This is a genomic window from Streptomyces sp. NPDC046931 (genome assembly GCF_040644655.1).
Lineage (GTDB): Bacteria > Actinomycetota > Actinomycetes > Streptomycetales > Streptomycetaceae > Streptomyces.
The window spans coordinates 38948-65517 of sequence record NZ_JBEYWX010000034.1; the positions used below are offsets into that span (position 1 = coordinate 38948).

Annotated in this window: 28 protein-coding genes and 2 pseudogenes; 17 read left to right on the forward strand and 13 right to left on the reverse strand. The window is 69.3% G+C overall.

What is annotated here, in order from left to right:
* Positions 1-234: 234 nt before the first annotated feature.
* The gene (locus ABZ876_RS35405) at positions 235-447 is read right to left on the reverse strand and encodes a hypothetical protein (protein WP_361789525.1); all 213 of its coding nucleotides are present in this window, start codon (positions 445-447) and stop codon (positions 235-237) included.
* A gap of 264 nt (positions 448-711) precedes the next feature.
* On the opposite strand from ABZ876_RS35405, the gene ABZ876_RS35410 reads away from it, so the two are divergent.
* The 6 genes and pseudogenes from ABZ876_RS35410 to ABZ876_RS35435 form a co-directional block, all read left to right on the forward strand.
* Positions 712-1233: a hypothetical protein gene (locus ABZ876_RS35410; protein WP_361789527.1), complete on the forward strand. Its 522-nt coding sequence runs from the start codon at positions 712-714 to the stop codon at positions 1231-1233.
* Entirely contained in the window at positions 1230-1580 is a 351-nt protein-coding gene (locus tag ABZ876_RS35415) for a transcriptional regulator (RefSeq protein ID WP_361789529.1), read from the forward strand. Before ABZ876_RS35410 ends, ABZ876_RS35415 begins: the two co-directional genes overlap by 4 nt.
* On the forward strand, positions 1577-2542 hold the full coding sequence (locus ABZ876_RS35420) for an ABC transporter ATP-binding protein (RefSeq protein ID WP_361789531.1): 966 nt from the start codon (positions 1577-1579) through the stop codon (positions 2540-2542). Before ABZ876_RS35415 ends, ABZ876_RS35420 begins: the two co-directional genes overlap by 4 nt.
* 11 nt (positions 2543-2553) lie before the next feature.
* Positions 2554-3498 carry an ABC transporter permease gene (locus ABZ876_RS35425; RefSeq protein ID WP_361789533.1) on the forward strand — a complete coding sequence of 315 codons (945 nt, stop codon included), beginning with the start codon at positions 2554-2556 and terminating at the stop codon, positions 3496-3498.
* Between the two features lie 181 nt (positions 3499-3679).
* Positions 3680-3967 (forward strand): annotated as a pseudogene (locus ABZ876_RS35430) (helix-turn-helix domain-containing protein); the annotation flags it as partial.
* A 445-nt stretch (positions 3968-4412) separates the two neighbouring features.
* A pseudogene (locus ABZ876_RS35435) lies at positions 4413-4796 on the forward strand (hypothetical protein); the annotation flags it as partial.
* 273 nt (positions 4797-5069) lie between these two features.
* Here ABZ876_RS35435 and ABZ876_RS35440 read toward each other — a convergent pair.
* Entirely contained in the window at positions 5070-5606 is a 537-nt protein-coding gene (locus tag ABZ876_RS35440; RefSeq protein WP_361789535.1) for a GNAT family N-acetyltransferase, read from the reverse strand.
* Positions 5607-5746: 140 nt separating this feature from the next.
* Here ABZ876_RS35440 and ABZ876_RS35445 point away from each other — a divergent pair, with 140 nt between their 5' ends.
* Both ABZ876_RS35445 and ABZ876_RS35450 read left to right on the forward strand, forming a co-directional pair.
* On the forward strand, positions 5747-6649 hold the full coding sequence (locus ABZ876_RS35445) for an RNA polymerase sigma-70 factor (RefSeq protein WP_361789537.1): 903 nt from the start codon (positions 5747-5749) through the stop codon (positions 6647-6649).
* A gap of 118 nt (positions 6650-6767) precedes the next feature.
* Positions 6768-7514: an NAD(P)H-binding protein gene (locus ABZ876_RS35450; protein WP_361789539.1), complete on the forward strand. Its 747-nt coding sequence runs from the start codon at positions 6768-6770 to the stop codon at positions 7512-7514.
* Here the strand turns inward: ABZ876_RS35450 and ABZ876_RS35455 are convergent.
* Both ABZ876_RS35455 and ABZ876_RS35460 read right to left on the reverse strand, forming a co-directional pair.
* Positions 7468-9195 (reverse strand): transposase family protein, encoded by a 1728-nt coding sequence (locus tag ABZ876_RS35455; RefSeq protein ID WP_361789541.1) that lies wholly within the window; start codon positions 9193-9195, stop codon positions 7468-7470. The two genes, ABZ876_RS35450 and ABZ876_RS35455, sit on opposite strands and share 47 nt — an antisense overlap.
* Before the next feature lie 350 nt (positions 9196-9545).
* Positions 9546-9728 (reverse strand): hypothetical protein, encoded by a 183-nt coding sequence (locus ABZ876_RS35460; RefSeq protein ID WP_361789601.1) that lies wholly within the window; start codon positions 9726-9728, stop codon positions 9546-9548.
* Positions 9729-10340: 612 nt separating this feature from the next.
* Here ABZ876_RS35460 and ABZ876_RS35465 point away from each other — a divergent pair.
* Genes ABZ876_RS35465 through ABZ876_RS35475 form a run of 3 tightly spaced genes read left to right on the forward strand, consistent with a single transcriptional unit; the run spans position 10341 to position 13554 of the window.
* On the forward strand, positions 10341-10994 hold the full coding sequence (locus ABZ876_RS35465; protein ID WP_361789543.1) for a response regulator transcription factor: 654 nt from the start codon (positions 10341-10343) through the stop codon (positions 10992-10994).
* Complete coding sequence (locus ABZ876_RS35470) at positions 10985-12253, forward strand: HAMP domain-containing sensor histidine kinase (protein ID WP_361789545.1); 1269 nt, start codon at positions 10985-10987, stop codon at positions 12251-12253. Before ABZ876_RS35465 ends, ABZ876_RS35470 begins: the two co-directional genes overlap by 10 nt.
* 38 nt (positions 12254-12291) lie before the next feature.
* Positions 12292-13554 carry a hypothetical protein gene (locus tag ABZ876_RS35475; protein WP_361789547.1) on the forward strand — a complete coding sequence of 421 codons (1263 nt, stop codon included), beginning with the start codon at positions 12292-12294 and terminating at the stop codon, positions 13552-13554.
* Between the two features lie 220 nt (positions 13555-13774).
* Here ABZ876_RS35475 and ABZ876_RS35480 read toward each other — a convergent pair whose 3' ends face one another.
* From ABZ876_RS35480 to ABZ876_RS35500, 5 genes are all read right to left on the reverse strand, one after another.
* Entirely contained in the window at positions 13775-14437 is a 663-nt protein-coding gene (locus ABZ876_RS35480) for a response regulator transcription factor (RefSeq protein ID WP_361789549.1), read from the reverse strand.
* Positions 14438-14745: 308 nt separating this feature from the next.
* The gene (locus ABZ876_RS35485) at positions 14746-15084 is read right to left on the reverse strand and encodes an ATP-binding protein (RefSeq protein ID WP_361789551.1); all 339 of its coding nucleotides are present in this window, start codon (positions 15082-15084) and stop codon (positions 14746-14748) included.
* 201 nt (positions 15085-15285) lie between these two features.
* Positions 15286-15981, reverse strand: a complete 696-nt coding sequence (locus ABZ876_RS35490; protein ID WP_361789553.1) for a histidine kinase dimerization/phospho-acceptor domain-containing protein — start codon at positions 15979-15981, stop codon at positions 15286-15288.
* Positions 15982-16311: 330 nt separating this feature from the next.
* Positions 16312-17994 (reverse strand): HAMP domain-containing sensor histidine kinase, encoded by a 1683-nt coding sequence (locus ABZ876_RS35495; protein ID WP_361789555.1) that lies wholly within the window; start codon positions 17992-17994, stop codon positions 16312-16314.
* On the reverse strand, positions 17988-18674 hold the full coding sequence (locus ABZ876_RS35500; RefSeq protein ID WP_361789557.1) for a response regulator transcription factor: 687 nt from the start codon (positions 18672-18674) through the stop codon (positions 17988-17990). Before ABZ876_RS35500 ends, ABZ876_RS35495 begins: the two co-directional genes overlap by 7 nt.
* A 399-nt stretch (positions 18675-19073) precedes the next feature.
* Between ABZ876_RS35500 and ABZ876_RS35505 the strand changes: the two genes are divergently transcribed.
* The 6 genes from ABZ876_RS35505 to ABZ876_RS35530 all read left to right on the forward strand — a co-directional run bounded on the left by ABZ876_RS35505 (position 19074) and on the right by ABZ876_RS35530 (position 23229).
* Positions 19074-19472 (forward strand): hypothetical protein, encoded by a 399-nt coding sequence (locus ABZ876_RS35505; RefSeq protein WP_361789559.1) that lies wholly within the window; start codon positions 19074-19076, stop codon positions 19470-19472.
* A 452-nt stretch (positions 19473-19924) separates the two neighbouring features.
* The gene (locus tag ABZ876_RS35510) at positions 19925-20392 is read left to right on the forward strand and encodes a hypothetical protein (protein WP_361789561.1); all 468 of its coding nucleotides are present in this window, start codon (positions 19925-19927) and stop codon (positions 20390-20392) included.
* A gap of 77 nt (positions 20393-20469) precedes the next feature.
* The gene (locus ABZ876_RS35515) at positions 20470-21564 is read left to right on the forward strand and encodes a hypothetical protein (protein WP_361789563.1); all 1095 of its coding nucleotides are present in this window, start codon (positions 20470-20472) and stop codon (positions 21562-21564) included.
* Between the two features lie 127 nt (positions 21565-21691).
* A complete protein-coding gene (locus tag ABZ876_RS35520) occupies positions 21692-22150 on the forward strand; it encodes a hypothetical protein (protein ID WP_361789565.1) in 459 nt (152 codons plus the stop codon).
* A 286-nt stretch (positions 22151-22436) separates the two neighbouring features.
* On the forward strand, positions 22437-23000 hold the full coding sequence (locus tag ABZ876_RS35525) for a SigE family RNA polymerase sigma factor (protein WP_361789567.1): 564 nt from the start codon (positions 22437-22439) through the stop codon (positions 22998-23000).
* On the forward strand, positions 22993-23229 hold the full coding sequence (locus ABZ876_RS35530) for a hypothetical protein (RefSeq protein WP_361789569.1): 237 nt from the start codon (positions 22993-22995) through the stop codon (positions 23227-23229). Before ABZ876_RS35525 ends, ABZ876_RS35530 begins: the two co-directional genes overlap by 8 nt.
* Before the next feature lie 332 nt (positions 23230-23561).
* On the opposite strand, the gene ABZ876_RS35535 is transcribed toward ABZ876_RS35530, so the two are convergent.
* The 4 genes from ABZ876_RS35535 to ABZ876_RS35550 all read right to left on the reverse strand — a co-directional run bounded on the left by ABZ876_RS35535 (position 23562) and on the right by ABZ876_RS35550 (position 26547).
* On the reverse strand, positions 23562-23909 hold the full coding sequence (locus ABZ876_RS35535; protein ID WP_361789571.1) for a hypothetical protein: 348 nt from the start codon (positions 23907-23909) through the stop codon (positions 23562-23564).
* Between the two features lie 786 nt (positions 23910-24695).
* Positions 24696-25538, reverse strand: a complete 843-nt coding sequence (locus ABZ876_RS35540; RefSeq protein ID WP_361789573.1) for a protein kinase — start codon at positions 25536-25538, stop codon at positions 24696-24698.
* Positions 25539-25608: 70 nt separating this feature from the next.
* The gene (locus ABZ876_RS35545) at positions 25609-26052 is read right to left on the reverse strand and encodes a hypothetical protein (protein WP_361789575.1); all 444 of its coding nucleotides are present in this window, start codon (positions 26050-26052) and stop codon (positions 25609-25611) included.
* Between the two features lie 252 nt (positions 26053-26304).
* Positions 26305-26547, reverse strand: a complete 243-nt coding sequence (locus ABZ876_RS35550) for a hypothetical protein (RefSeq protein WP_361789577.1) — start codon at positions 26545-26547, stop codon at positions 26305-26307.
* Positions 26548-26570 lie beyond the last annotated feature (23 nt).

The following is a 26570-nucleotide window of genomic DNA, read 5'->3' on the forward strand; positions in this document are numbered from 1 at the left end:
TGGTGCTGCCATGGACGGCGCCTCATCGGGAATCCACCGTCCCGGTGGGGCGCCTTGGAGCTCCTTTCGTCGAGTCCTGCTCCGGATACGGCTTCGCTCACAGTTGCTTGGTCGTCGAACGGAATTGGAATCGATCACGACGAGACGCTGGGCTGCGGCACTGTCGTCGAGCCGACGCACGTAGCTTCCCTGAACGCGGCCCAAGGGCGTCCCGCACGATGGCAGAACCACGGTTCACCCGACGCCGACCTTGCGATCGGCCGGGGGCGGAACTGTCGCTGGCGAGGGCGGCGTGCACTGCTCCAAGACGTCCCGGGGGAGTGCGAGCGCGGCGGTGACGTGCACCGAATAGCCCTGCCCACGGCGGACCGCCTGGCCGTCCCACAGCACCTCGCGAACGGCGACATCCCAGGTTCCCGCGAGGTGGTCGGCGAGCAGGCCAGGCACGTCAGCTGCGCTCTCGAGCCTTCCCGAGCAGTTCGCGAGCTCTGGGATGCCTACGAACGAGAGTGTCTGCCCGATGACATGACCCCTTCTTCGGGCCTTGGCTGAATAGCGGTGGTCAACAGGGCGCGGTGGGGTCATGTCGACTTGCCTACCGGGAAAGCCGAAGCTAACTTTCCCAGTAGGCAAGTAAACGCGGGGGCGGTCCGGCCTGATCCGGTCCGGCGCGTCCCGGCGGTCCAGCAACGTCTTCGGGGAGGCGATGGCGTGACCACACCGGTGGATGCCGAGCGGGCCTGGCAGGATCTCCAGCGGATCCGGGTGCCGCAGGAACGGGTGTACGACGAGGTCGAGCGATGCGCGCACAGTGCTCCCAAGGCGACCTACAGTACGGCCGCGATCATGTGGGTCTTCCTCGCCAGCATGGGGCTCAATCTCCCGGCGTGGGGCCTGTGGCTGGCACTTGCAGCCTATGTCGGCATCCTGGGCACCCTGGCCGTCGTCTACAGCCGCCGTACCAGGATGCGGCTGCACCGCTCCCGGTACAGCTGGCGCAGCTTCGCCACGTTCGTCGCGGGCGGATGCCTCACCGGCGGCACGATCCTGCTCTGCGACCATCTGGCGAACTCACTCGCTCTGCCCTGCCCCAGCCTGATCACGGCCACCGCCGCAGCTGCCGTGTTCGTCCTCTTCACGGGACCGGCGAACCGCTGGGCGGTCAGCCCGCTCCGCGAACGTGCGCTGCGCGGCCACGCCACACAAGCCCCTCACGAGGAGGCGGGCCTATGAGCACTCCCACGGGTTTCGACGAACTGATCCACCCCTCCACCCGGTTGTCGATCGTGGCCCTGCTGTCCGCCACGGAATGGGCCGACTTTCCGTTCATCCGCGACAGCCTCTCGCTCAGCGACTCCGCGCTCTCCAAGCAGCTGCACACCCTGGAGGAGGCCGAGTATCTGGAGATCCGCAAGGAGGGCGGCGGGCGCAAACGCCGCACCAAGGTACGGCTGACGACCCGCGGGCGCACCGCCTTCGAAGGACATGTCGCCGCTCTCCGCGCCATCGTCGAGGGTGCGAGCCCCGCGGTGGCGCAGCAGACGACACCCGAACAGCAGCACACGGAAGCGAGCCGATGACCAGCACCCCCATCACAGCCGCTGGCTCCCGCCAACCGGTCGTCTCCGCACGGGAGGTGCGGATGTCGTACGGGAGCACCGAGGTGCTCCAAGGCGTCGACCTGGACATCCACCGCGGGGAGATCTTCGCACTACTCGGCCCGAACGGCGCTGGGAAGACCACTACCGTCGAGATCCTGGAGGGCTTCCGGCAGCGCTCCGCCGGCGAGGTCCGGGTCCTCGGCAAAGACCCAGCGCACGCCGACGAGGCCTGGCGCGGCCGGATCGGCCTGGTGCTCCAGTCGTGGCGCGACCACCGTCGCTGGCAGGTCGCCGAGCTACTGCGGCACTTCGCGACGTACTACCCCGATCCGCGCGACCCGGAAGAGTTGCTGGAGCTGGTCGGTCTGACCCACCGAGCCCAGCACCGGGTCGACCAGCTGTCCGGTGGTCAGCGGAGGCGCGTCGACGTCGCGCTCGGCATCGTCGGCCGTCCCGAGCTTCTCTTCCTGGACGAGCCCACCACTGGCTTCGACCCCGAGGCGCGGCGCGAGTTCCATGACCTGGTCGAGCGGCTGGCCCGCGACGAGGGCGTCACCATCCTGCTGACCACCCATGACCTGGCCGAGGCCGGGCGTCTCGCCGACCGGATAGCGATCCTGGTCAACGGCCGTATCTGGGTCTGCGGCACACCCGCCGAGCTCGCCCGGCGGGCGGCCGCCGAGGCGGAGGTCCGCTGGACGGCACCGGACGGCGCGCCGCGCCGCGAGCGCACCGCGGATCCCTCCCTGCTGGTCTGGGAGCTGCACCGCGAGGCCGACGAGCCGATCGCCGACCTAGAGGTCCGCCGCCCGACGCTAGAGGACACCTATCTGCACATGGTGCACGAGCACGCTGGTGGCACTACGGACGCCCGGAGCGCCGGAACCGCCGACAACACAGCCCTGGTGGCCGCCGGGATGGGGGAGAAGCGATCCGCATGAGGGAAACGGACATGACAGCGGTGCGGCACAGGACTTCGCTGGGCAGGACCGGCGCGGCGGACGGGGCTGCCGGCACCCCGAAGCTGGACCGCGCCCGCGCCTGGCGGCTGCGCTCATGGCAAGCCGGGCTGCAGCGCGGCGGTATCGAGGTGCGTCATCTCCTGCGCAACCGCAAGGAGGTCGTCAGCTATCTCAGCAATGTGGTGGTCGCCCTGATGGTCGCCTCCTTCATCCATGACGACCTGCCCGGCACCCATATCCCCGCCGCTCACCTTACGATCGCCGGGTTCGCCGCGTATCTGCTGTTCCAGGTGGGGCTGATCAACCTCCCGCAGATCCTGGTGACCGAGCGCGATGAGGGCACCTTGCTGCGGCTGCGGGCTACGCCTGGCGGCATACCGGCCTATCTAGTCGCCAAGTCCGTGCTGATCGTCATCATGGCGATGGGCATCGTCACCGTCCTGCTGGGCGCCGCCGCGTTGTTCGTGGACGGGCCGCTACCGCACAGCCCCGGCGGCTGGCTGACGCTGATATGGGTCATCGCCCTCGGTCTGCTCGCCGTCGTACCGCTGGGCGCGGCCATCGGCGCCGTGCTGCCCAACGCTCGCGAGGCGTTGGCGATGATAATGCTGCCCGCGATGGCGCTGCTGGTGACCTCGGGGGCTATGTTCCCGATCGGCCGGCTGCCGGTGGTGGTGCAGGACGTGGCGTCCGTCTTCCCGCTCCGGTGGATGGCGCAGGGCGTGCGCTCGGCTCTGCTGCCGGACGCCGCGCGGGCCGTGGAACCCTCCGGGTCCTGGCAGCTGCCGATGGTCGCGCTGGTGCTGGTCGGCTGGGCCGTCGTCGGCTTCCTGCTCGCCGTCCCTCTGCTGCGCCGCGCCGCCCGCCGGGAGTCCGGCTCTCGGCTGACCGAACGCCAGGGCAAGGCCCGCATGAGCGGCGCGCTCACGCTCTAGTGCTGGATTCCTCTTTAGTTGGGTATATGTCCTGGTGGCGGGGTAGTTGTGGGTGCTCGGGGGCGGGTGCTGGGCGTTGGTTTTATGGGCACGGCCGGAGCGTGATGAGGACGAGCGGGCTGTCGTTCGTCGGCTGACGCGGACGCGGAAGGCACCGCGGGATGCGGTGATGCGAGCCCGGATGATCGAGCTGAGCTGGTCGGGGCTGCGGGTGCCGGCGATCGCCGTGGAGCTGGACTGCAGCCAGAAAACGGTCCGCTGCTGGCTGCACCGCTTCAACCGATCGGGCCTGCAGGGACTGGATGATCTGGGTGGGCAGGGCCGCAAACGACGGATCACCGAGCAGGAGCGATCCCGGATCATTTCCCTGGTCAAGACCGTGCCGCCGGGGCGGCTGCGGTGGGAACCTGTCGGGGAACTGTGGGCCTTCGACGAGTCAGGGCCGTCCGAGTGGACGCTGGATTCTCTGGACGCGGCGGCGCGGGCCGAAGGGATTGAGGTGGGCCGCTCGCAGGTGCGCCGCATCCTGCTCGCCGAGGGCGTGCGCTGGCGACGCACCCGGCCCTGGATGCGGTCGAAGGACCCGGACTTCGTCCCAAAAGGACAAGGATCATCGGCCTCTACAACCCACCCGCCCGACGACGCGACGGTGATCTGCGCCGACTTACGTGTCCGGGACGGCCAACGAGCTGGGGCCGGTGATCCCCCGGACCTTCCCGCCCGCACCCGCCTGGTCACCCGACGGGCACCGGATCAAATCCGAGCTCGACTACAGCCGCGGCCCGGAGAAAACCTGGGTCTACGGAGCCAACACGCTGTTGCGGGAGGAAGCTGGTTCGCGCATCTACCACTGGGCCGGCCTGCAGATCACGTCCATCGAGGACTTCGACGGCGAGATGCCCACCCACCAGCGGTGGGCACTGGCACGCCGCAGCATCAGCAAGCCCGAGGAGATCGCCTACTACCTGGCCTACGCACCGCTGGGGACCACGGTCGAGCGCTTGGTACGTGTTGCCGGGATGCGGTGGGCCATCGAGGAAGCCTTCCAGGCCGCGAAGAACGAATGCGGTCTCGACCAGTACGAAGTGCGCCGCTACACCGGCTGGATGCGGCACATCACCCTGGCCATACTGGCGCACGCCTTCCTGGCCGTCATGGCCGCCGATGCCGCGGCAAAAGGGGCAGCAGAAACGGTTCCTGCCTCGCACCCCTCACCGTGGCAGAAGTTCGGCGGCTCCTGGCAACTGTCCCCTCACCGATCCTCGTTCACCAGCCCCTCATCAGCGTACGCGCGCTGAGATGGTCCCGCTGGCGCAGACGACGCCAAGCCGTAGCCCGCCGCTGTCACTATCAGCGGCGGCTGCACACGATCGAGGGGCGGTCCGGGAAAGAGAACCCGGGCCGGCAATCAGCCCACTAAACTCACCCAAACCGCCCCTGAACAGGGAAAACGTCAAAGTGCTGCTGGAGTACTAATTGCGGACCGCAAGCTTGTCGTACCTCGCGGCCACGGCCCGGAGCCTTTGGAGCGTGCCCTCCTTGGCCTTTTTGTCGTGTTGGGTGGCTCTCCGTCACATAGGGAGCGAGAGCAGTCGTACTGGTCCTGAGGGCCAGCGGGCGTCGTCGTGCAGGGGCGTCACCATGGTCCGCAGTGGCATGGTCACCAGGCGGCCTTCGGGTTGTTCGACGAGCACGTCCTTGTCGAGCGGGTGCCATCCGAGGCGCTGGTAGAGCGGCACGAGGGGAGATCGGCAGAACAGGAGTGCGTGCTGAGGACCCATCGTGCGGGCGTGCTCCAGGGCGGCTGTGACGACGAGCCGTGCCAGCCCCTGACCTTGCATGCCGGGGGCGACGGCCACTCCGCCGACGCCCACCACCTCTGTCTTGGTGTCGCCGATGGAGACAGGCAGTCGCAGCAGGCCAGTGTGTGCCACGAGCCGGTCTTCGTGTCTGATTCCGAAGTGTTCTTCTTTCGGCAGCCAGGTCAGACCGGTCGAGGCGACACCGAAGGGATCATCACCGTTGCCAAGGATCTCTTCCTGGTCCGCCTTCGTGTACTGGGGGAGCCGCAGCACAGCCGGTGCCGCAGAGGATCGGTTCTCAGACATTCCCTCATGATGATCTCTCCGCTGAGCACCGGCCAAGCTGTTTCTCCGCCGATACGAGGCGTTGTCGCTCCCGATCGACAGACAGCGTCCCGACCAGGGGACCATGCCGGATGATTCCGCGCTTCTGGCATGCTGGGCGCGTGACGCCAGTGCCCGGGACCGCCGAGGAGTTCACCTCCCACCGCCCTCGCGTGTTCGGCCTCGCCTACCGGCTGCTTGGTTCCGCCGAGGACGCGGAGGATACCGTTCAGGAGGCGTACCTGCGGTGGCGCAGCGCCGACCGTGCGGCGATCGGACACCCTGGGGCCTGGCTCGCCAGGGTCGTCACCAACCTCTGCCTCAACCGACTCACCTCGGCCCGTGTGCAGCGCGAGCGGTATGTGGGGGCGTGGCTGCCGGAGCCCGTGTTCACCGAGGATGGGACGCTCGGCCCGATGGAGTCGGCGGAGCAGCGCGAGGCCGTGTCGACAGCCCTGCTCATGCTGCTGGAGCGACTGACGCCGACCGAGCGCGCGGTCTACGTCCTGCGTGAGGCGTTCGCCTACAGCCACCGGGACATCGCCGAAGTGCTCGACCTGAGTGAGGCCAACTGCCGCCAGCTGTACCGCAGGGCGGTGCAGCACGTAGCGGCGGCGCGCACCCGCTTCGAGCCCACGCTCGGGCGGCAGCGCGCGCTCGTCGAGTCCTTCGTGGCGGCGGCTCGTGAGGGAGACCTGGCCGGACTGGAGAGACTGCTCGCCGATGACGCCACCTGGTGGAGCGACGGGGGCGGCAAAGTCAGCGCGGCCCTGCGTCCCATCGTCGGCCGGGAAAAGGTCATGCGCTTCCTGGGCGGCGTGCAACGGTTCGCGAGCGGCTGGGCCCTCACCGTCGCCGAGGTCAACGGCGCGCCGGCGTTGGTGGCGCACGCGGCGCGGGAGCTCATCGCCGTCGCGTCCTTCGAACTGCGCGACAGCGGCATCGCCCAGGTGCAGGTCGTTGTGAACCCGGACAAACTCGCGTTCGCGGGCCGGCAGTTCGCCGCGATGTCTCCCGGGGCGTGACCCACAGGGGGAGTGGGATCACCGGGAAACTGTCACATCTGCGGGCAGTCGTCGGTTCCCAGCGGATGACGTGCGCTCCACCGGGGAGAGCACGCCCACCGAAGGGACAGCAACTGCGATGACCACGATCCTGGTGACTGGCGGCACCGGAATACTCGGCGGGCTCCTCACCGAGCGGCTGCGCGCGGACGGGCACGAGGTGCGAGTGCTGAGCCGGCACTCTCAGCCGTACGCCGTGGACCTGCGTGAGGGAACAGGGCTGGCCGCAGCTGTCGCAGGCGTGGACACGATCGTGCACTGTGCGACGTCGGTGCGCGGCGGTGACGAGCGGGCGGCCCGCAATCTGATCGAGGCGGCCCGCCAGGCCGGGGTGCCGCATCTGGTGTACATCTCGATCGTCGGCGTCGACCGGGTGCCGTTCGGCTACTACCGAGCCAAGCGCGCCGTCGAGACGCTGATCGAGGAGTCGGGGCTCGGCTGGAGCATCCTACGGGCGACGCAGTTCCACGACCTGATACTGCAACTCCTGCAGCGCTCGGCGAAGCTGCCGGTCATGCTGCTCCCGGCGGGAGTCGCCGACCAGCCGATCGAGGCGGCGGAGGTCGCTGCTCGGCTGGCCGAGATCGCCACCGAGGAGCCCACGGGGCGGGTGCCGGACATGGGCGGCCCCGAGGTCCGTACGTTTCCGGAGCTGGCTCAGGCCTATCTCCGCGCGAGCGGACGGCGCCGCCCTCTGCTGAACGTGCGCCTGGCCGGCAAGACCTACCACAGGTTCCGCGCGGGCGGGCATCTGACGCCGAAGCGGGCCGTGGGCAAGGTCACGTTCGAGCAGTTCCTGGCGAGCCGCTTCCCTGAGCGGGACTGACGCCTGGATCGGGGGTCTGATACGGGTACGCGGGGGCCTGATACGGGTACGTCGGACTTCCGCTACCAGGGGTCTGTTCTGGCTGGGACGGGTCTGTCCGGCCATCGGCTCCACTGACCGTCCTCATTTGCCGGCCTGCCATGGTCACGTGCGCCTCCAGGGTTGGCGAGCGGATCGAACAGGCCCAGCGGGATGACCTTCGCGACCTCCGTGTCCGCCTCGCCGTCGGGCGTCGGCTCGGCGGCTGGCGGGTCAGCGACCGGCCGGTCGGTGGCGGTGGCCCGGGTGCGGGCGGCGACCCGCCGGTCCCGCTTCGAGTGTCGGGCCGGACGGTCTTCCTCAGCGACAGGCCGTCGTGGGCCCGCCGCAGCAGGTCAGCGGCGGCATCGGCAAACTGCGCCTCGGTCCCACCGGGAACCTGTTCGCGGGCGTGGTCCCAGGCCATCTCACCGAACGGGACGCCGACAGGGTACAGATGCTTCCAGAACACCGTGATCCACCGGGCCGGTTCGCCGCGGCGGTTGCGTACCCAGATCCGGGAGACGTCATAGGGGTCGTAGTGGACCTCCCACAACCCCTTCTTCTCCATCACCCCCGAATGCTGGCGGCGCAACGGGGTCAGCTCGCCGTCGTCGTAGGTTCGGTGGTTGATCCGGATGCCGTAGGAGTTGATCGCCTGCCAGCGCTCCGGCAGCAACTCGACGTAGTCCTCGCCGCTGAACGGGGCCGGAACGTAGCCGCACGACTCCAGCAGCATCGCGTACTTCTCGTTCGGCGTGAACGCGCGCTTCGGCGAGTCCGGATCCCGCAACGCATCGTGCGGACGGTTCTGCCAGACGACGATCCACTCGTCCAGCAGGCCCTGCAACTCGGGCAGAGACCACAGCGGCCCGTTCTCCAGGCCCCGGCCCCGGCGGTCCACCGACCGGCCGGTGTAACCTGCGACGAACTGCGCGAACAGCGTCGCCACTGATCCCAGCGTTTTCTCGATCGCACCCTTCTCGAAAGGCGACGCTTTGTGAGTCGGCTGAAGGCTGATGCCCAAGTAGCGGCAGGACGCACGGAAGTTGTTCGAGACGAAGACCTTGCCGTGGTCGCAGACGATCGTGTCCGGCACGATCACCGGCCTCGCAGCCGCGTGCTCCAGCCGCTCGTCCAAGGCCATCAGCCGCCGGTGCGGCAGCACCGATCTCGACATGCGAAGAGCATCCGACCAGCCAGGACGCGTCATCTCAGGGATGATGCTCCGGGCCAAGAGAGCGGAGGCGTCGGCCGCCTTCGTCGTCGGCCGCAACACCGCAGCCGCGAGTGACCTGGTCGCCAGGTCGATCATGGCCGTCAGCTCTACCTTCTCGGCAATCCCGTCATCCAGCCGGACCAGAACATCCAGCGGCGTGGAGTCGATCTGCATCCACTCGCCCGGCGCGCAGGCCGGCACCTCCCCGAACGGCCCCGCCGGACGCGCGTTCACCGAACGGCGCGTGGTCGCCGAGCCCGTCGCATGGGTGCCTGCGGCCAGCTTGTCGAACAGCCGGTAGAGCGTGCGCTGCGAGGGCACCTCGATGTCCGGCGCGTCCTCGCGGGAGGCCAGGATCTGTGTAGCCCGCCAGACCACGAAGCCGATCGTCTTCGACGACGCCTCGGCTGTCTCGTCGATCGCCTGCCGCATCGCCTCGACCACCGCCGGGGCCACCCGACCGAAGAACGGCATCTGCTTGGCCGACCGGCCGTCGGCCAGTCCGACCAGCCCGCCCCGCTGGTAGCGCTGGCGCCGCTGCTTGACGCCGCTGGCCGTCATCGCGTGCCCGGCCGCCGTCAGCTCGGCTGCCTTGGCCCGCTCCCGCTGAGCCAGCGAGTTCCGTTCCGGGTCGAACTCTGGCCGTGGCACCGTCCCCGCGGGAGCATCCGGCGGCAAGCCGTCCAGCACCTCCAGGATGTGCCTCTCCCACCAGCGGGCCTGTTCGGCAGCGGTCTTCGGGAACTCCGCGATCCTGGCCGTCGCAGGCACCCGCCGCCCCTTCCCCGCTTCCGTCAACGGACGCCTCCGTCCGCCAGGCGCACGACGGTGGACGGCCCCAGCAACTCGACCGCCACGTCCTCCGCGACCAGTTCCTGGAGCCAGAGGAGATGGTGCGCGAAGAGGGCGAGTTCGGTCTCTGCGGCGAGGAAGGCGATGTTCCCGTTCGCCGGACGCAGCGCGAGCCCGAGCAGCAACCGGTCCCGGAATACGTACGAGGCGCCGGCTCGCGCTGCTGTCCGGCGTTCTTCCCGGTCTTGATCGTCAGCTTCTTGGCGATCTCGGGCACGGGCACGCCCTTGTCCTTGAGGGCGCGGCCGGACAGCAGCATGTCGTCGTCGATGACCTTCGGCCGTCCGCCGTGGTGGCCCTTGGTCGCGGCGGCGACCTGCCCCTTCCAAGGTCTTCTCCTGGATGTAGTTGCGGTCAGGCTGCAGCAGAGGGCAGGAACGTGGGGATCCACGGTCAGGACGTGGCCCGGCAGTGCGTCGAGCGTGGCCTGGTTGACGGGTTCTGCGTGTATCTGGCGCCGGTCATGCACGGCTCCGGAGTGCGGCTTTTCGACTGCCCCGCTATCGGGCCGCTCCGGTGGGCCCGGATGTACGACGGCCACCCCGTGCAGGCCGTGAGCCCGCGATGTCGGCGAGCGTGGACCGCGCCCCCGTTGCTGCGACGCTCGGCCGGTCGCGCCGGACGGTCGCGCACTTCCTGGCAGGGCAGGTGCGTGCGGCACCATCGGACTGCTCTCGATCGTCAGGCGCTGAGCAGGGCAGATGGAGAATCGGGATGCGAGTATCTAGGGTCAGCACGTGGCTTTCATCATGGTGTGCGAAGACGACGCGGCGGTCCGCGGCGTTCTCAAGCGCGCCCTGGAGTACGACGGCCACACCGTTTCCGTCGCCGCCACGGCCGAGAGCCTGCTGCGGCAGCTCGCACCGGCGCCCCATCTGGTCGTCCTGGATCTCGGGCTGCCGGACGCCGACGGTCGCGATGTCTGCCTGGCCCTGAGGGCTCGCGGTGTCGACGTGCCGGTGTTGATGCTCACCGCCTTGGACGGCCTGCATCACAAGGTGGGCGGCTTCGAGGCCGGCGCCGACGACTACATGACCAAACCCTTCGACATCCCGGAACTGCTGGTCCGCGTCCGGGCGCTGCTGCGCCGGGCCACCGTGGCGCCCGCACCGCACGAGGTCGTCCTCGATCCGGCGAAGCACGTGGTGACCTGCGATGCGGTGAGCATGAGCCTGACCCCGACCGAGTTCCGGCTGCTGGGCCGCCTGATCGCCTCGCAGGGCGAGGCGGTACGCCGTCACGCCCTCGTCGCCGCCGGCTGGCCGCACGGAGCGCAGGTCAGCGACAACACCCTCGACTCCTATGTGCGCCGGCTGCGGACCAAGCTCGGTCCGCTGGGTGTGGCCGAGCGTCTGGTGACCGTCCGCGGCGTGGGCTACCGATGGCAGTGACGGTATTCCGTAAGCGGGTCGTCGCGCTCACCGTGCTGATCGCCACCGCCGTGGTCGCGATCCTGGTCGTGGTCTCGCACGTGCTGCTGAGCCGGGTGACGGACGCCGACGCCCGCGACCTGGCACATGCCCGTGCCGAGGCGGTCGCTGGGAACGTCACGGCCAAGGGTGGCCGTGTCGTGCTCACGGAGAACAGCAGCGAGGCGCTGGACGAGGTCGCCTGGGTGTATGCCGACGGCCACCTGATCGACGGGGACGTGCCGCCGGGCGTGGTCGATCGCGTCGAGGCGCTGGCGGACTCGGGGCGGTCGCAGACCGAGTCGGTCGGCGATTACCTCCTGTACGCGCAGCAGGTCCCCGTCGACGGCCACCGCGTCATGGTGATCGTCCGGGTGGACCTCACGCCCTATGAGACATCCGAGCAGCGCAGTCTGACCTTGTCGTTGATTCTGGGCGGCCTCACGATCCTCCTCGCCGGCGGTGTCGCGCACCTGGTGGTGCACCGCGCGCTGCGGGTCGTGCACGAGATGGCCGCCCTCGCCGACGACTGGGGCCATCACGAGCCCGGGCGCCGTTTCAACCTCGGTGTTCCCCGTGACGAGTTCGGGGAACTGGGACAGACCCTGGACCGCCTCCTGGAGCGCGTGGACAACGCCCTGGCGGATGAGCGCCGGCTCACCGACGAGATCGCCCACGAGCTGCGGACACCGCTCACGGTGCTGCGGGGCGAGGCGCAGCTGGCGCAGCTGTCCGACGAGCCGGTGGCGCCGCAGGCGGTCTTGAGCGAGGTCGACCGCCTCGATGCGGCGATCACGACGATTCTGCGTGCCGCGCGCGCACGTACGGACGAGGGGACCCGGTGTGATCTGCGCTCCGCCGCGCGGCAGGCGATCGGCTCCCGCGCGGTCGAGGTCGCCTTTCCCGCGAAGGCCGAGGTGGCCGTGGCGCCCGACGTCGCGGTGTCGCTGCTGTCACCTCTGCTGGAGAACGGGCTGCGGCACGCGCGGTCGCGGGTGTGGATCACCGCGCGCAGCCAGGGCGAGGCGATCGTGGTCGATGTCCTGGACGACGGCCCCGGGTTCGATCCCGCGGATGTCGACCGGGTCTTCGAGGCGGGTGTGACCGGCGGCGGCGGGTACGGGCTGGGGCTGCCGGTGGTGCGGCGCATCGCCGCCTCGGCCGGTGTGGAGGTCCGTGCGATCGCGGACGGCCGCGGTCACGTCGAGGTGACGCTCCCGGCCGCGCGTGCGGCCACGTAGTCAGGTTGCTTGCAGGTTCCCCGCGTAAACCTCCCTGCATGACAACGACAACGGAAGCACGCCCACGCAGCGGGCGCCTCATGTTCAACAAGGTCCCCGAGGTCACCATCTGGTTCTGGGTGATCAAGATTCTGTGCACCACCGTCGGTGAGAGCTTCGCCGACTGGATCAACATGAAGCTGGGCGTCGGCCTGGTGAACACGGCCTGGATCTTCACCGCGGTGTTCGTCGTGGTCCTGGCCGTCCAGCTGCGGCTGAAGCGGTACGTTCCGTTCCCCTACTGGCTGACCGTGGTCGTCGTCAGTGTCACGGGCACCCTGTACACCGACATCCTGACCGACCAGCTGAACGTGCCGCTGTGGATCAGCTCCGCGGTCTTCTCCGTGCTGCTCGCGGTGGTCTTCGGCACCTGGTGGCTGCGCGAGCGCACGCTGTCGATCCACTCGGTCACCACGCTGCCGCGGGAGTCGTTCTACTGGCTCGCCGTTCTCGTCACCTTCGCGCTCGGCACCGCGACCGGTGACTGGACGCTGGAGCTGACCGGCTGGAGCCCGGGCGCCTCGGTGCTGCTGCCGCTCGGTCTCATCGCGGCGATCACGGCCCTGTGGCGGTTTCGCGCGAACCCGGTGCTGTCCTTCTGGCTCGCCTACATCCTGACCCGCCCGCTGGGCGCGAACATCGGTGACTGGCTCGCCTCCCCGAAGGTCGCTCAGCCGGGCGAGCCGACCGGTCTCGCGCTGGGCACGTTCACCACCAGCCTGATCTTCCTCGGCCTGATCCTGGCGACGGTGGTCTACCTGACGGTGACGCGCTCGGACGTGTCTGAGACCTACGAGGCCGCCCACGCCACCGGCGACCCGCGCAGGGAGCGTGTCGCGCTGGCCGGCTTCGGACTGCTCGCCGTCGCCACCGCGGGCCTGCTGGTCTGGGCCCACGGTCAGCCGCATGTCGGCCCGGCGCCGGAGGAGGACAACACCTCCGCCGTCCAGATGGCTCCGGGCGAGGCGGTGAAGAAGTTCCCGCCCGCCAAGGTCGCCGCGCTGAAGGCCCTCGCCTCCACCTCGCTCAAGGACGCACGCTCGGGGAACGCGAAGGGAGCGCACGCGGCCGCCCAGTCGCTGCGTGACCTGTGGGACGCCGACCAGGCCTCGCTGCAGCCGCTGGACCAGACCGGCTGGACCTCCATCGACGCCCAGATGGACAAAATGCTCAAGACCTTCGGCATCGACCACTCGAACCCGCCGATGTCGCCTGCGCAGCAGGAGAAGGAACTGAACGCCCTCCTGACAGACATGGGCTGACGGACCACCCGGCGCCCGGCCGGGCTCATCCGGCCGGCGGGGGTGCCGGGCCACGCCGAGAACCGTGCCGCCTCGGCAGACGCCGGCGAGCCGTGGACAGTGCAGGCGGCCGCCTGTGGCAGTCCGGGCATGTCCGCGGACTCACGTGGGCGGTCGAAGCCGGCGTCCCAATGGCTTCGGCCGCCCGCTGTTCCTCCAAGCTCATCGAGGACAGCGCCGTTCATGAAATGCGGGGTCCGATCCCGCGCGCCGTGCCGATGGTCAGCGCGCTGCCGGCCTCACGCAGCTTCCGCCGCAGCCGGATCAGGTACTGATCCAGCGTGTTGTCACTGACCTGGGCACCCTCCGGCCAGCCCGCCCCGATCAGTTCGCGGCGCCGCACGATGTCCCCGCCCGCGGCCGCGAGCGTGGCCAGCAGCCGGAACTCCGTGGGGGACAGGGCGACGGCCGTGCCGTGCACCGTGACGCGGTGGCCGACCGCGTCCACAAACAGGTCCCCGGCCGCGATCGCCGGGGCCGGCGCAGCCCGCTTCACGGACGCACGCAGCCGAGCGATGAGTTCGGCCAGAGGGAAGGGCTTGGGCAGGTAGTCGTCACCGCCTGCCGAGAACCCCGACAGCCGGTCCGCGAGCCGTTGCCGGGCGGTCAGGAAGATGACTGGGGCCAGGAAGCCGTTGGCGCGCAGCGCCTGGCACACGTCCCGGCCGTCCGCGTCGGGCAGCCCGATGTCCAGGACAACCGCCGCGATGTCGCCGGTGGCCAGCCGCAGGGCGGTGGCACCGTCGGCGGCGAGGACGGGCTCGAAGCCCTCCTCGTACAGCCCACGGCGCAGCACGTCCGGCAGCACGTGATCGTCCTCAACGACCAATACCTTGTGACGCATGGTCTCCCCAGGTGCTCCGGCCGGGCGGGTCGTGTCCGAGATGAGTGATTCGGGCGGCCAGTGGGCCATGGCCCACGGACACCCGCCAGCCGGCCGGCGACGAGTCGCTGCGGCAGCGCCCCGCGTGGAGCGCGCCAGAGTCACCGTGGTGCCGTGCCCCAAGGGGAGCGCCCATCCACTGCCAGCGCCCCTTTCCCTTGGACCACCTGACGTAGGTGAACGGACGGATACGAATGACTACAAGGGTGTAGACGTTCTTCGCGCTGTAGACGATCGGCGAGGGGAAGGCGTTCCCGGCTTGTGCGCCCTTACCTGTCCGTCGGCTCGGCGGCGTCATGCTTGTCCCGGCGGACCGGGACAAGCAAGGTGAAGGTGGCCGGGGTGTCACTGGTCAGGAAGAGCTGTCCGCCCATGGAGACGGCCAGGTCGCGGGCGAGGGCCAGGCCGATGCCCGTTCCTTGTCCGTCGCCGGTCAGTCCTTGGTCGAACAGCTGCACCGGTTCGCCCTGCACGATGCCCTCGTCGCTGACGTCGAAGGCGAGGGCGTCGTCGAGGCCCCGTACCGCGACCCTGGTCGTCCCGCGCCCGTGCGTCCGTGCGTTGTCCAACAGCACGCCGAGGATCTCCGACACAGGGCCGCCGGGCACCGGGACATCCGCCGGTATCTCCCGTGTGCCGCACTCCAAACGGCGGCCGTCGCCGGCGAACAGGCCGTGCCACCGCTCCTGCGTCTCCTGCAGGAAGGAGGCGTGTCACCGCAACCTGCCGGGCGGCGAGGCGGGGCGTGTCCTGGGGGCGGGACAGCCGGAGTACTTCCTCCACGGTGCAGTGCAGGCGCTGAGTGGCGGTCAGCGCCTCGGCCAGGAGCGGTCGCAGCCGGGCTGCTGCAGGCCCGCCTCCAGCGTGAGTTGCAGACCGGTCAGCGGGGTGCGCAGCTGGTGGGAGGCATTGGCGGTGAAGTCGCGTTCGCGGCGCAGGAGTTCGGACAGGCTGCGCAGCATCTCGTTGGGGGTGCGGGCGACCTGGTCGATCTCGGCGATGCTGCTGGGGGCGGCACGGGCGTTCAGGTCGCCCTCGGTGACGGCCCGGCAGAGGTCTTCCAGAGGTGTGGCCAGGACACGGGCCTGCCGGCGGGCGACGAGGACGGCGACACCGAGCGCGAACGCGGTCACCCCGAGCAGCACCCCCCACACGGCTAGAACCCGGTCCCGTACGGTGTCGGCCGGTGAGGACGCCCGGACGACGCCGATGACCTGTTCGGCGTGTGACACGGGCACGGTGACCACCAGATCGCCGCCCGACCGTCCGCGCATCGGCTCACCACCGAGCGCGCGGCCGACCGGCGCGTCCCCCGTCCCGGGGCCGCTGCCGGACCGTAGACGCTGGTGCCGGTCGTACAGCCCCAGGTGCCCACCCGCCGGGGCGGCGGGAAGTTCCACCGGATCGCCGGTCGTGTAGTCCGGGCTCACCCGCACCGCGGCGGCCAGGGCCACGCGTTCCAGCGTGTCGCGCTGGTCGGCGTGCAGGGACGACCTGATGACCACGGCCAGGGGGACAGCCAGCTCGCGCGGATGACAGAAGGATGAGCCCCTGGGCGGGACCGTTGTCCGTTGCCGTTCAGCGGTCGGCTCGCTGCTGACGGCCCACAAGAGCTCCGGCCCTTTTGCCGTGGGGATGAAAACAGCCCCAGCTCTTCAGCCGCGCGAGACGGTCCCGCACGGCATCGGCCGACGCGCCCAGAGTGCGTCGCGCATGCGGACCGGGCAAGCATCCTGGGCCTGGAGAGTGCGCCTGGTAGACGGTGCCGTTCAGCTCGTCGAGCCCGTGGCCGGCGAGCTTGGGAGCGGGCATCCCGCTTGGTTCGGCGTGGCCGTCTACGGGTTCTGCGTGCGGGAGACAGGCTTTCTGGGCTTGGTGAATGCGGGCCTGCGCTGTGCGGTGCGGGCGGTGAGCAGTGTGTGGGCGGCTGCGGGCATGCCCTCGTCCCGGAGGATGTCGGCGAGGCCGGTGACTTCCCAGGCGGGTGCCTTCCGTGCGACGTGGTGGAGCAGTGCGTCGAGGTGGTGGTCGCGTCCGGCTGTGATGAGGGCGCGGGCCAGGTCGGGCACGACGTCTTCGAGGGGCTGGTGTCCGGCTTTGTGGGTGAGGAGCGCTGGGATGTCGTCGGGCTGGTCCCAGGCGTGCAGGAGTTCGGTGACCAGCGGTGGGGCGTCTTGGTGGGTGAGGGGCAATCGTACGGTGAACCGGGTGCCTTGCTGGTCTTGTTGACTGGGGGTGAGGGTGAGGGTGCCGTGGTGGAGTGTGGTGATGCGGCGGGCGATGGCCAGGCCGAGGCCGGTGCCCCCGGCGTCTCGTGTGCGGGCGTCGTCGAGCCGACTGAAGCGTTCGAAGATCGTCTCCTGGTGTTCGGGCGGGATGGGCGGGCCGTCGTTGGCCACGTCGAGTGCGGCTTGTCGGTGTTCGTGGTCCAGGGTGAGCGTGACGGTGATCCTGGTGGCCGCGTGGCGTTCGGCGTTGTCGAGGAGGTTGGCCAGGACGCGGGTGAGAAGGCCTCGGTGGCCGGTCACGGTTGCGGATTCGTCGGGCGCGGTGACGACGAGGCTCAGGTGGTCGGGTACGTTACGGCGGGAGACGGCGTCGCGGATCAGGTCGGGCAGGTCGACTTGCTGGCTCGGGAGGGTTTTCTTGTGTGAGCCTTGGGCGTCGAGGCGGGCCAGGAGCAGCAGGTTCGTCGTGATCTCCTGGAGATGAAGGGTGTCGTGCAGGGCGTCACGGGCGGCGTCGGGCCAGTGGGCTGACCCGCAGGGGGCGAGCGCGAGTTCGAGTTCGGCGCGCAGGCAGGCGAGTGGGGTGCGCAGTTCGTGGGCGACGTCGGAGGTGAACTGCCGTTGCCGGGCAGCAGCCGCATCGATGCGGTCCAGGGCGCTGTTCATCGTCGCCACCAGTTGTGTGAACTCCCGGCCGCCGTGCGGTGTCGGTATGCGCTGGTCGAGGCGGCTCAGGCTCAGCGCGGCGAACTGCGTCCGGATCCCGTCCACCGGTTTCAGGGCGCGGCCGATGACGAGCCATGCCCCGCCGGCAGTCAGCAGGGTGAGCCCCAGCGTGCCGCCGGCCAGCCACCACACCGTGGTGTTCAGCTGCTCCTGATCCATCCATTCGTCGGAGAGTTCGATGGGGCCGAAGCCGTCGGCCGGGATCAGCCGCACGGGCGTTGCGTCGGCCGGGTCGGTCCACGGCCACAGGGACAGGCGTTCGCCGCGGATCAGGGGGACCGTGTCACGCGGAGCGGCGTCCCAGTGACGGGGGATGTCGGTGCATGACCAGCCGGCGCGGCCACCAAGCACGCACTCCTGCAGGGACATGTCCTGCTTGCTGCCGTCGCTGGCCCGCTCGAATGCCGAGGCGAGTAGGGAGCTACGCACCGCGATGGCCGAGGCAGAGGCGAGCAGAGTCAGCAGGACGGCGGCGACAGCGGTCGCGGCCAGTGTCAGCCGCAGCCGCACGCTGCCCGCTCGCACGCCGCGCTCGGTTCGCTCGACCCGGCGGATCCTCAGCATGCGCTGTGCGGAGCAACGTCGAGCCGGTAGCCGATTCCCCGGACGGTGCGGATGGACCGCTGTCCGAAGGGGGTGTCGATTTTGCGGCGCAGGGCGCTGACGTAGACCTCCACCACGTTGACGTCTCCGTCGAACCGGTCGTCCCAGACGTGTTCGAGGATCTCGGTCTTCGTGACGGTCTGCCCACCGCGTCGCGCCAGGTACTCCAGGACCGAGAACTCCCGTGCCGTCAGGGCCACCGGCACCGTGCCGCGACGGCAGTGCCGGGCCGCGGGATCCACTTCCAGATCGCCGACGCGCAGCACGGCGGGGCGTTGCGGCTGTCCGCGCCGCATCAGCGCCCGCAGCCGGGCCAGGAGCGTCACGAACGAGAACGGCTTGGTCACGTAGTCGTCCGCCCCGACGTCCAGCCCTTCTGCCTCGTCGTACTCCCCGTCCATCGCGGTCAGCATCAGCACCGGTGCCCAGATGCCCGCCTCACGCAGTCGGCCGCACACTCCGTATCCGTTCAACCCCGGCAGCATCACGTCCAGCACGATCGCGTCATACGGACTCTCGCCCGCCCGCTCGACTGCTGACGGGCCGTCGTGCACGACGTCCACCGCCCATCCCTCACCGGCCAGGCCGCGCCGCAGCAGCTCCGCCATCCGCCGGTCGTCCTCAACCACCAGTACGCGCATGCCTCCAGCATGAAGGAGGCCGCCTGTGGCGAACCTGAAGGACCGTGCACGAGCCCGGAGTTGACGCCTGGGCCTTTCAGGAATCTTCAGCTTCCCCACAGCCCCTCGCTGCCACAGTCGTCTTGCGTACACGGGGCGCACCTGACCGTGCAGGGGGCGGCCAGGTTCACCCGTACCCATCACGACCAGGCCGAAGGCGAAGTAGGGAAGGCGATGGCCACTCGACGATCACGCCCGTGTGACCTGCAACGCGGCCATTGATCACAGTGGCCGAACCGAGTGTCCATTCAATTCCGCGGCCGCTGAACTCGATACCGCAAGCCCTTCCGGCACCACCAGGGCGCTCATCCCTCAAACGCCCGTACACCGCGGGAGGGCAGTGACGAAGAAAGGAAAGACGTGAACGCACGTAACCGCATCGCACTGGCGGCAGCGACCGCTGTGACAGCGGCCGCATCGGCCCTGGCCGCTCCGGCCGCCCAGGCGGAACCTGCCCAGCCGGCTCGATGCACCGCCGGTATCGATCAGCCGGGGGCCGGGGGTGGCCGGGCGTCCACCTACGGCTGGAACACATGCCACTCCGCCGCATGGACGACGCTGACGCTGTACCGGTACAGCGGCGGGAAGTACCGCGAAGTCGCATCCAAGGGCCCGTACTGGGGCAAGTTCGGCGGCAAGACCGTCTCGGCCAAGTGCTCAGGAGGGGGCCACTGGTACGTGGCGAAGCTGGGTCAGCAATACATCAATGGACAGGTGCGGTCCATCTGGTCGCGTGCCTCCTGGCTCGGCTCCTGCTAGAACGCGTTGCTCTATGGATCAGGTTGAGCATGCGTGACTCGGCAGCGAGCCGCGCCCCTGGCCCGGAGCTCCGATCGAGTGGACTCCCAGGACGCCCCGCGATCGATGGTGCACCCGCTATCCGCCGCCACCTCGGTGGATCCGGCGCGGTCACCGGCACGCTGCGCATGTCCGGGGAAGAGCACGCGGCAGGCGCCTTCTTCGGCCAGCGCCGTGCGCTGTGCCTGCGACCTTTCGCTGTCGCCATTGACCAGGCCGGCGAAACCGGCTGCCCATTCAATGCCTAGCCCGCTGAACTCGACCACATGCCGCCGCAGCAGCGTCGCTGCCCGGAGCAACCGCAGCCCCACCGGCAGGTGGGCGCCGCCGCCCCGCTCGGACCGAGCTGCGAACAGGCGGTCCGTCCTGCGCGATTCCGCAACAAGACACGATCACCAACGAAAGGAAGACAGATGACCTCACCGCAGAACCACGATGCAGCCAGCACGGTACGCACGGTGCGAAGGAAGAGGGTTCTTCGCGCGGCCTCGATCGCCGCGATCGGGCTGGCGGTCATGGCGGGCGCGACCACGACCACGTCCGCCGCGAGCAAGTACAGCAGCTGCAGCAGCCGGGGCGGAATCCTCTCGATCGGCACGGAGTACAACTTCGCCAGCCAGAACACCGTCTGGGTCACCAACGCCAGCTTCACCATCGAACGCAACGGCGGCCACCACAACAACGTCTACCTGCGGGTCCGCAAGAGCGACGGCACGGATGTGTGGGCGTGGACGAGCAAGGACAACGTGCGAGGAGGCCAGACCAAGACCAGGACGGTCCACAAGCGCGTCGCGCGGAGCCACAGGCCGTACCTGAAGGGCCATGCGACCTTCGACGTGACAGGACCGGATCCCTCGTGCGCCGCCTACATCAAGTACTAGCGGCGATGCCGCCCGCCCGCGGCCGGCATGTGCCGGCCGCGGGCGGCCGGAAGCCTGGGAGGGCAAGGGCCAAGACGGTGCTCGGCGGCATCGTGCTGCTGTGCCTCCTCGCCATGGCCGTCTCATGGGGCGGGACGGTCACCCACAGCTCGCCCCGGAAGGAAGGCGGGCCGGAGACTGCCTTCGCCGCACCGGTGATCCTGGATGCGGACCGCTATGGGGCCCTCGTACTGGATCCCCGTTCAGCAACGGTGGTGGGAGTCGACGAACACGGTACGGTGCGCTGGAGGGACCGGAACCTGGCCGGGTCGGCCGAGGTCTCGTGCCTGAGGCGCTGTCCGGACGCGGTCGGCTCGGGATCCGCTGAGGGCACCGGGCGTTCATCGACCATCTGGCGGATCGGCTCGGTGCGACGCGTGCAGGCCGCAGCCGGGCTGGTGCTCTGGGCCGACGCACCGTCGGACGCCATCGTCGCCCGCACGGTCCCAGGCGGTACCCAGGTCCTGGAGATCCGTCGTGCCGACAGGTCCCAGAAGTACCCGCTCGGCGGGAGGGACCCCCAGCTGTTCACCGCCCGGGACCGCTCACTCGCTGTCCTTCTCACCTTTGAGGGTCAAAAAGCGCAATACCGGGTCCTCACCCGCGGACCTGCGGGGTGGACCGTCTCCAAACCGAGCCGCACCGTCGCCGCCAGCGCCTGTCTGGCTGGGCAGCGAGCCCCCGTAGTCCTGTACGACGCGGACCGCGCCTGGCTGGCGCCACCCGGGCGCGGCGCCCTTCGAGCCCTGCCGGTGACCCACGTCGGCCGGTGCTCGCTCACCACAGACAGCATCCTGGTACAGCGCTTCACTGACGACACGGTCCACGGTCCACAGACCGCAACGCGGTTGCTCGACACCTCTGGCCACGTCAAGTGGCAGCGCGCTGACCCCGGACTGCACCCAGCCAACGCGGATCTGGATACCGGCTCCATCGCGCTACCCACCGACGCCAGCGTGCTCATCCTGAGCCAAGCAGGAGGAATCGTGCACCGCATCCCGGGAGCAGTGGACGCACAGTTCACGTCCGCTGGATGCCTCGTACTCCTGGATTCCCGCCTCCGGGTTTCCCGACAGTGCCTGCACACGGGCGCACCCCACAGCCCTGACGGGCGGCGCGACAACCGGCCGTAGCCCTGGCCTGTGGCGCAACTTGCGTCACCCGCCGGGAGGCACAGCCGCGCACGCAGGAACACGGAGGCGGTTGTTCGTCCACGCGTGTTCGGCACCGTCAACGAACACTTCAGCGAAAGGAAGGCCGATGACCTCACAACGGAACCTCCACCAAGTGGTCGCGGTGCGAAGGAAGAGGGTTCTTCGCGCGGCCTCGATCGCCGCGATCGGGCTGGCGGTCATGGCGGGCGCGACCACGACCACGTCCGCCGCGAGCAAGTACAGCAGCTGCAGCAGCCGGGGCGGAATCCTGTCCATCGGTACGGAATACAACCTGGCCAGCCAGAACACCATCTGGGTGACCAATGCCAGTTTCACCATCGAACGCAACGGCGGTCACCACAACAACGTCTACCTGGCGGTCCGCAAAAGCGACGGCAGGGATGTGTGGGCGTGGCCGAGCAAGGACAACGTGCGAGGAGGCCAGACCAAGACCGAGAAGGTGCACAAGCGCATCCCGCGCAGCTACAGGCCGTACCTGAAGGGCCATGCGACCTTCGACGTGTTAGGACCGGACCCCTCGTGCGCCGCCTACATCAAGTACTAGCGGCCAGGCCGCCCGCCCGCGGCCGGCGCATGCCGGGCAGCATCGGACCATAGGGCCAAGCCCCGGCCCCCTGCCAGGGCCCGGGGCTTCGCCCCATCGATCCGGGAACCGCCCCTGGCGGCCGAAGCAAGCGGTCCGCGCACCAGACCCGCCCCCGCCCGGCCGCGGCAGCACCAGCAGCCGCAGGGCATACGCCTTCTGCCGCGGCTGCCGCACCCCAAAGGGGCGTTGGCCCTCGCCGCACCGGGGCCGACCACCGCCATCCATCCATGAAAGGAAACCCACCGTGAGCGGACACAGGCGCCTTGTGGAGGTGCCGGAATTCGAGGAGTACGTCCGTGCGCGGCACGCCGCTCTGCTGCGCAGTGCCCGGCGCCTGGTGGCTGACCCGCTCGACGCTCAGGACCTGCTGCAGATCGCGCTCGCACGAACGTACAGCCGCTGGGACCGCATAGCGGACAAGCGACTCGCGGACGCCTATTTGCGCCGCGTTATGATCAACACACGTACCGAGTGGTGGCGAGCCACGAAACTGCGGGAGCTTCCCGCCGAGCACGTGCCGGACACAAGCATCGACGACACCACGGAGCAGCACGCCGACCGCGCCCTGCTGCTGGACGTTTTGAAGGTGCTCGCTCCCAAGCAGCGCAGCGTCGTCGTGCTGCGGCATGTGGAGCAGATGACCACGCAAGAGACGGCCGCCGCCCTCGGCATGGCGCCCGGTACGGTCAAGAGCACACTGCACCGGGCTCTGGCCCGGCTCCGTCAGGAGTTGGAACGCCGCGACCTCGACTCTGTTTCCGTATCAGCCACCGGTCGAGACAGCCCACCGGCCGACCGCTATGGGTGACGGTCCGCAGCGCCGATGTCGCCGTCGACGGTCCTGCGGCTGGGGCACCGACGGCGTCACCAACGCCGAGCCGACCGAGGCCTACGACGAGCTGTGCTCGGCGGTCATGGCGGGACTCGTCGCCCTGGAGCGCATCTGCCCCGACGCACGCACCCACTGGCAGCGCCACCTCACCTATGGATACGAGCGCGCCCAGCGCGAAAACAGGGAGGCGTTAGCCAGTTCCTGATCTCCAGCGCGCGACACCTCCCACCGAGGCCCATACGGTGGGAGGCGTCGTCGTTTCCGAGCGGGGGAGACCAACACGTGGCTGGCGCACCCAAGAAGAATCCCGCTTGCCTCGTGGTGATCTTCACCAGCCGCCACGAGGTCCTCCTTCAACTCTGAGACGACAAGACCGACATCTGCTGAGCTGCGACACCGCGGTCGGTGGGCGGTCAGCGGTTACAGGTCCGCCGGTTCCGCTGCCGCGAACGCGCCTGCCCGCAGACGACGTTCGCCGAGCGGGTCGACGGGCTGACCTTCCGGCACGGGCGGCGAAGCGCCGGGCTGCAGGTGGTGCTACAGCGGCCGGCAGTGATGCTCGCCGTCCGCGACGGCTCTCGCCTGGCACACGCGCTCGCGGTCCGGGCGAGCCGGTCGACGCTCCTGCGGCTGATACGCCGCCTGCCGGAACCCGCGATGTCGACGCCGAGAGTGCTCGGGGTGGACGAGTTCGCGCTGCGCAAGGGGCACGACTACGGCACGATCCTGGTGGATATCGAGACGCGCCAGCCGGAAGACGTGTACAGCGCGCAACTGGTACCAGGGCTTGGCGAGCCGGTGCAGGCCGCTGTGGAGCGCCTGTGCCAGCGTTTCGTTCTCCCGTTTGCTGTACGAGAGAAATGCGTCGAACTGTGTCCCTGCCACCGCGTATCCATCCCAGTCGGCTCCGCTGATGTCAACTCCCCAAGCCTAGTGAAGAGTTCCTTGGGGCGGGAGAACAGCAGCTTGGAGCGGCGGAGGGGTGGGAGATCGCCGGCCAGGCGGTGGAGAGCGAGAAGTCGAATGACGGATTCACTTGCGCTGCTCACGGGGATGGAGAGTGCCCGGGAGCGACGACGCTGACGGGATGGCGTTCCGGACTCTCGGCTGCAGGACCACCACGCCCTGGGCAATCCGAACCGGTCAGCCGATGCCCGCCAGTCTGGCCAGTCCCTGAGCGACCAAGGCGGCGATGCCCTCGGGGGCGCGGGAGGCTGCAAGCTGCCGACTCTCCTCAGGTGAGAGGCCATTACACAAGCCCGGCCAGTCAGGTGCGCTCGCCAGGGAACGCAACCGCTCGATACCCGCGGTCAGTCGGGGGTCGTCGGGGCGAGAGCCGGGCCGGTCAGGCAGCCAGGAGCCGTCATCGATGCTTTCACGGCCCGTAAGATCCCAGCCGCTTGCCGGAGAGACGTACCAGCCTCATCGTCTTCGGCCGCCCGAGACGGTCCCGCACGGCATCGGCCGACGCGCCCACACTGCGTCGCGCCCCGGGCCCGGCAAGCACCCTCGGCCGACCCCCGGTAGAAGGTAGCCGGTCCGGTCAGGGCTGTTCCTGACCAGGCCGGCCGTTGTCGTGCAGCGTCGGGACGCTGGACTGGCTGAGACAGCCGTACAGGCCCGCGCTGGGGTACTCGTTAGCCATGCGAGCGGCGCCGGATGGGCCGGTCTTCAGAGACAGTTCAGAGTCTTGCCCACCTCGGAGATGGTCGGCCGGTCCTTGGGAGCATGACTGAGCATCGCCTCGATCAATTCGCCCAGCTCACCGGGCGCCTTCACGGGTCGGCGCTTGCCGTTGGCCACGGCCTTTCTCTGGACGGGTCGCGGAGCGTCGTCCGGGTACTCGACGGCCCGCCAGCCGGTTGCGGAGATGAGCAGGGAGGCGCCGAGTGCGTAGATGTCAGCTTCCTGCGTCGGTTCGGCTTCCCCCGTGGCGAGCACGCTGCGTGCGACCTCGGGCGCTTCGTAGTGAACGAGGCAGCCGCGGAAGGGGAAGTCGTACCCCTCGGGCACCTGTCCGCCATGGGCAAGGGCGAGGTCGATGAGGTGGGTCCGCTCTGGTCCGATGATGAAGTGGGCGGGCTGTACGTCGCCGTGCGCCCAGCCCTTGGCGTGCAGCTCGGCCAGCGCTTGCACGCAACCCAACGCCACATTGGCGTGCGGTGCGATGGATGAGTCTTGCCTACGGCAGGGCTCCCACAGCTGGTACAGGTCCGGCCCTTCGTACCACGGCTGGAAGTTCCACGTCCCGCGCTCCCACTCGCCGTACGCGAAGTCCTGGAAGCCGAGGCGATGCAGCACGGCCCCTTCGCGCGCGGGTGCGAGGGCTGTCCAGGGCTGGGCGGGCCATTCGGCCGTGGCTTCAATCGGATAACCGAGCTTCACCGCGTAGTGGCCCCGATGGCTCTCCACCTCCCAGACCATGGAGCCCCGACGGTCCACGACCAGGCGCTGAGACGTGGGCATGAGCGCGTCGAGCACCACGATCGGCAGTTCAGGGGGTGACCCGGACAACGTCTGTTCTCCTTCCGGGCGAACGAGGCCGACCACGAGTCGAGGCCGGCCGCGTCGCTGCTGTCGTGTGCTACGCCTGACCGTAGGGTCGGCCGCAGTCCGAGTCGCACTGCGCGAGGTTCGTGCCGTCCACGGTCCACAGGTCGTCGCAGACCATGAACCCGGCCGCCTTCATGGCGCGTGCGGAGGCGGCGACCTTCTCCGGGTTACGGGCCCCGCCGCCCGGCGTCGGGTTGTGGTGCAGGAAGCGGCCTGCGTACCGCTCGCACAGCTCGGCGTACTCCTTCGTGTGCAGGATGAGCGCGTGCAGGCCGAGGTCCACGTCGTCCGACGGGACCATGGGGACGGTGGCAGTGGCTGCGGTGACCACGAAGGCCACCGCCTGGTCCGCTATCCGCTCGGCACGCTCGGGCGACTGCCCGTTGTGGACAACCACGAAGTGGGTGAGGCTCTCGAACAGCTCCTCACCAGCCACCGCGCGACCGGTCCTCTGATCGTTCGCCGTTTCCGTCATGCGAAAACTCCTCGTCTGTGGCGGGATGTGGCACCTACCGCCTGCATCGGTCGCTGAGCCTGGACTCATCGACGACCAGGAAGCGGGCTTGGAAGGCCAGCCCCGAACGGGGACGGGGGAGCCGGGGAACTGGCACCCGTTCGGGGCGGCCGGTCTACTTGCCGGCAGCGAGTGCCATGCCGATCACCAGGCCGCACGACCCGCTGATCATGATGATGAACATGACACCGGAATACCGGCCGATGGCGCGCATCAGAGCCCGTCCCGACTGTTGCCGTTGCGGATGGCCAGGCGTGCGCTCAGTTCCTCCCGCGCACTCAGCATCACCACGTTGTCCGGCATGGCATCCCACTCCGTGCCGCCGCCGATCGGCCTTATCTGCACACGGCCGCCGACCTCACCCATGACGACGCCGATACGTCCCCTGGCGGTGTCCTTTGCCAGTTCACCGATGCCTGGTCTGGTCTGCTGGTTGCTCGCCATGCATAGGAGCATCGCGATGCGGGGACCGCTGCAGA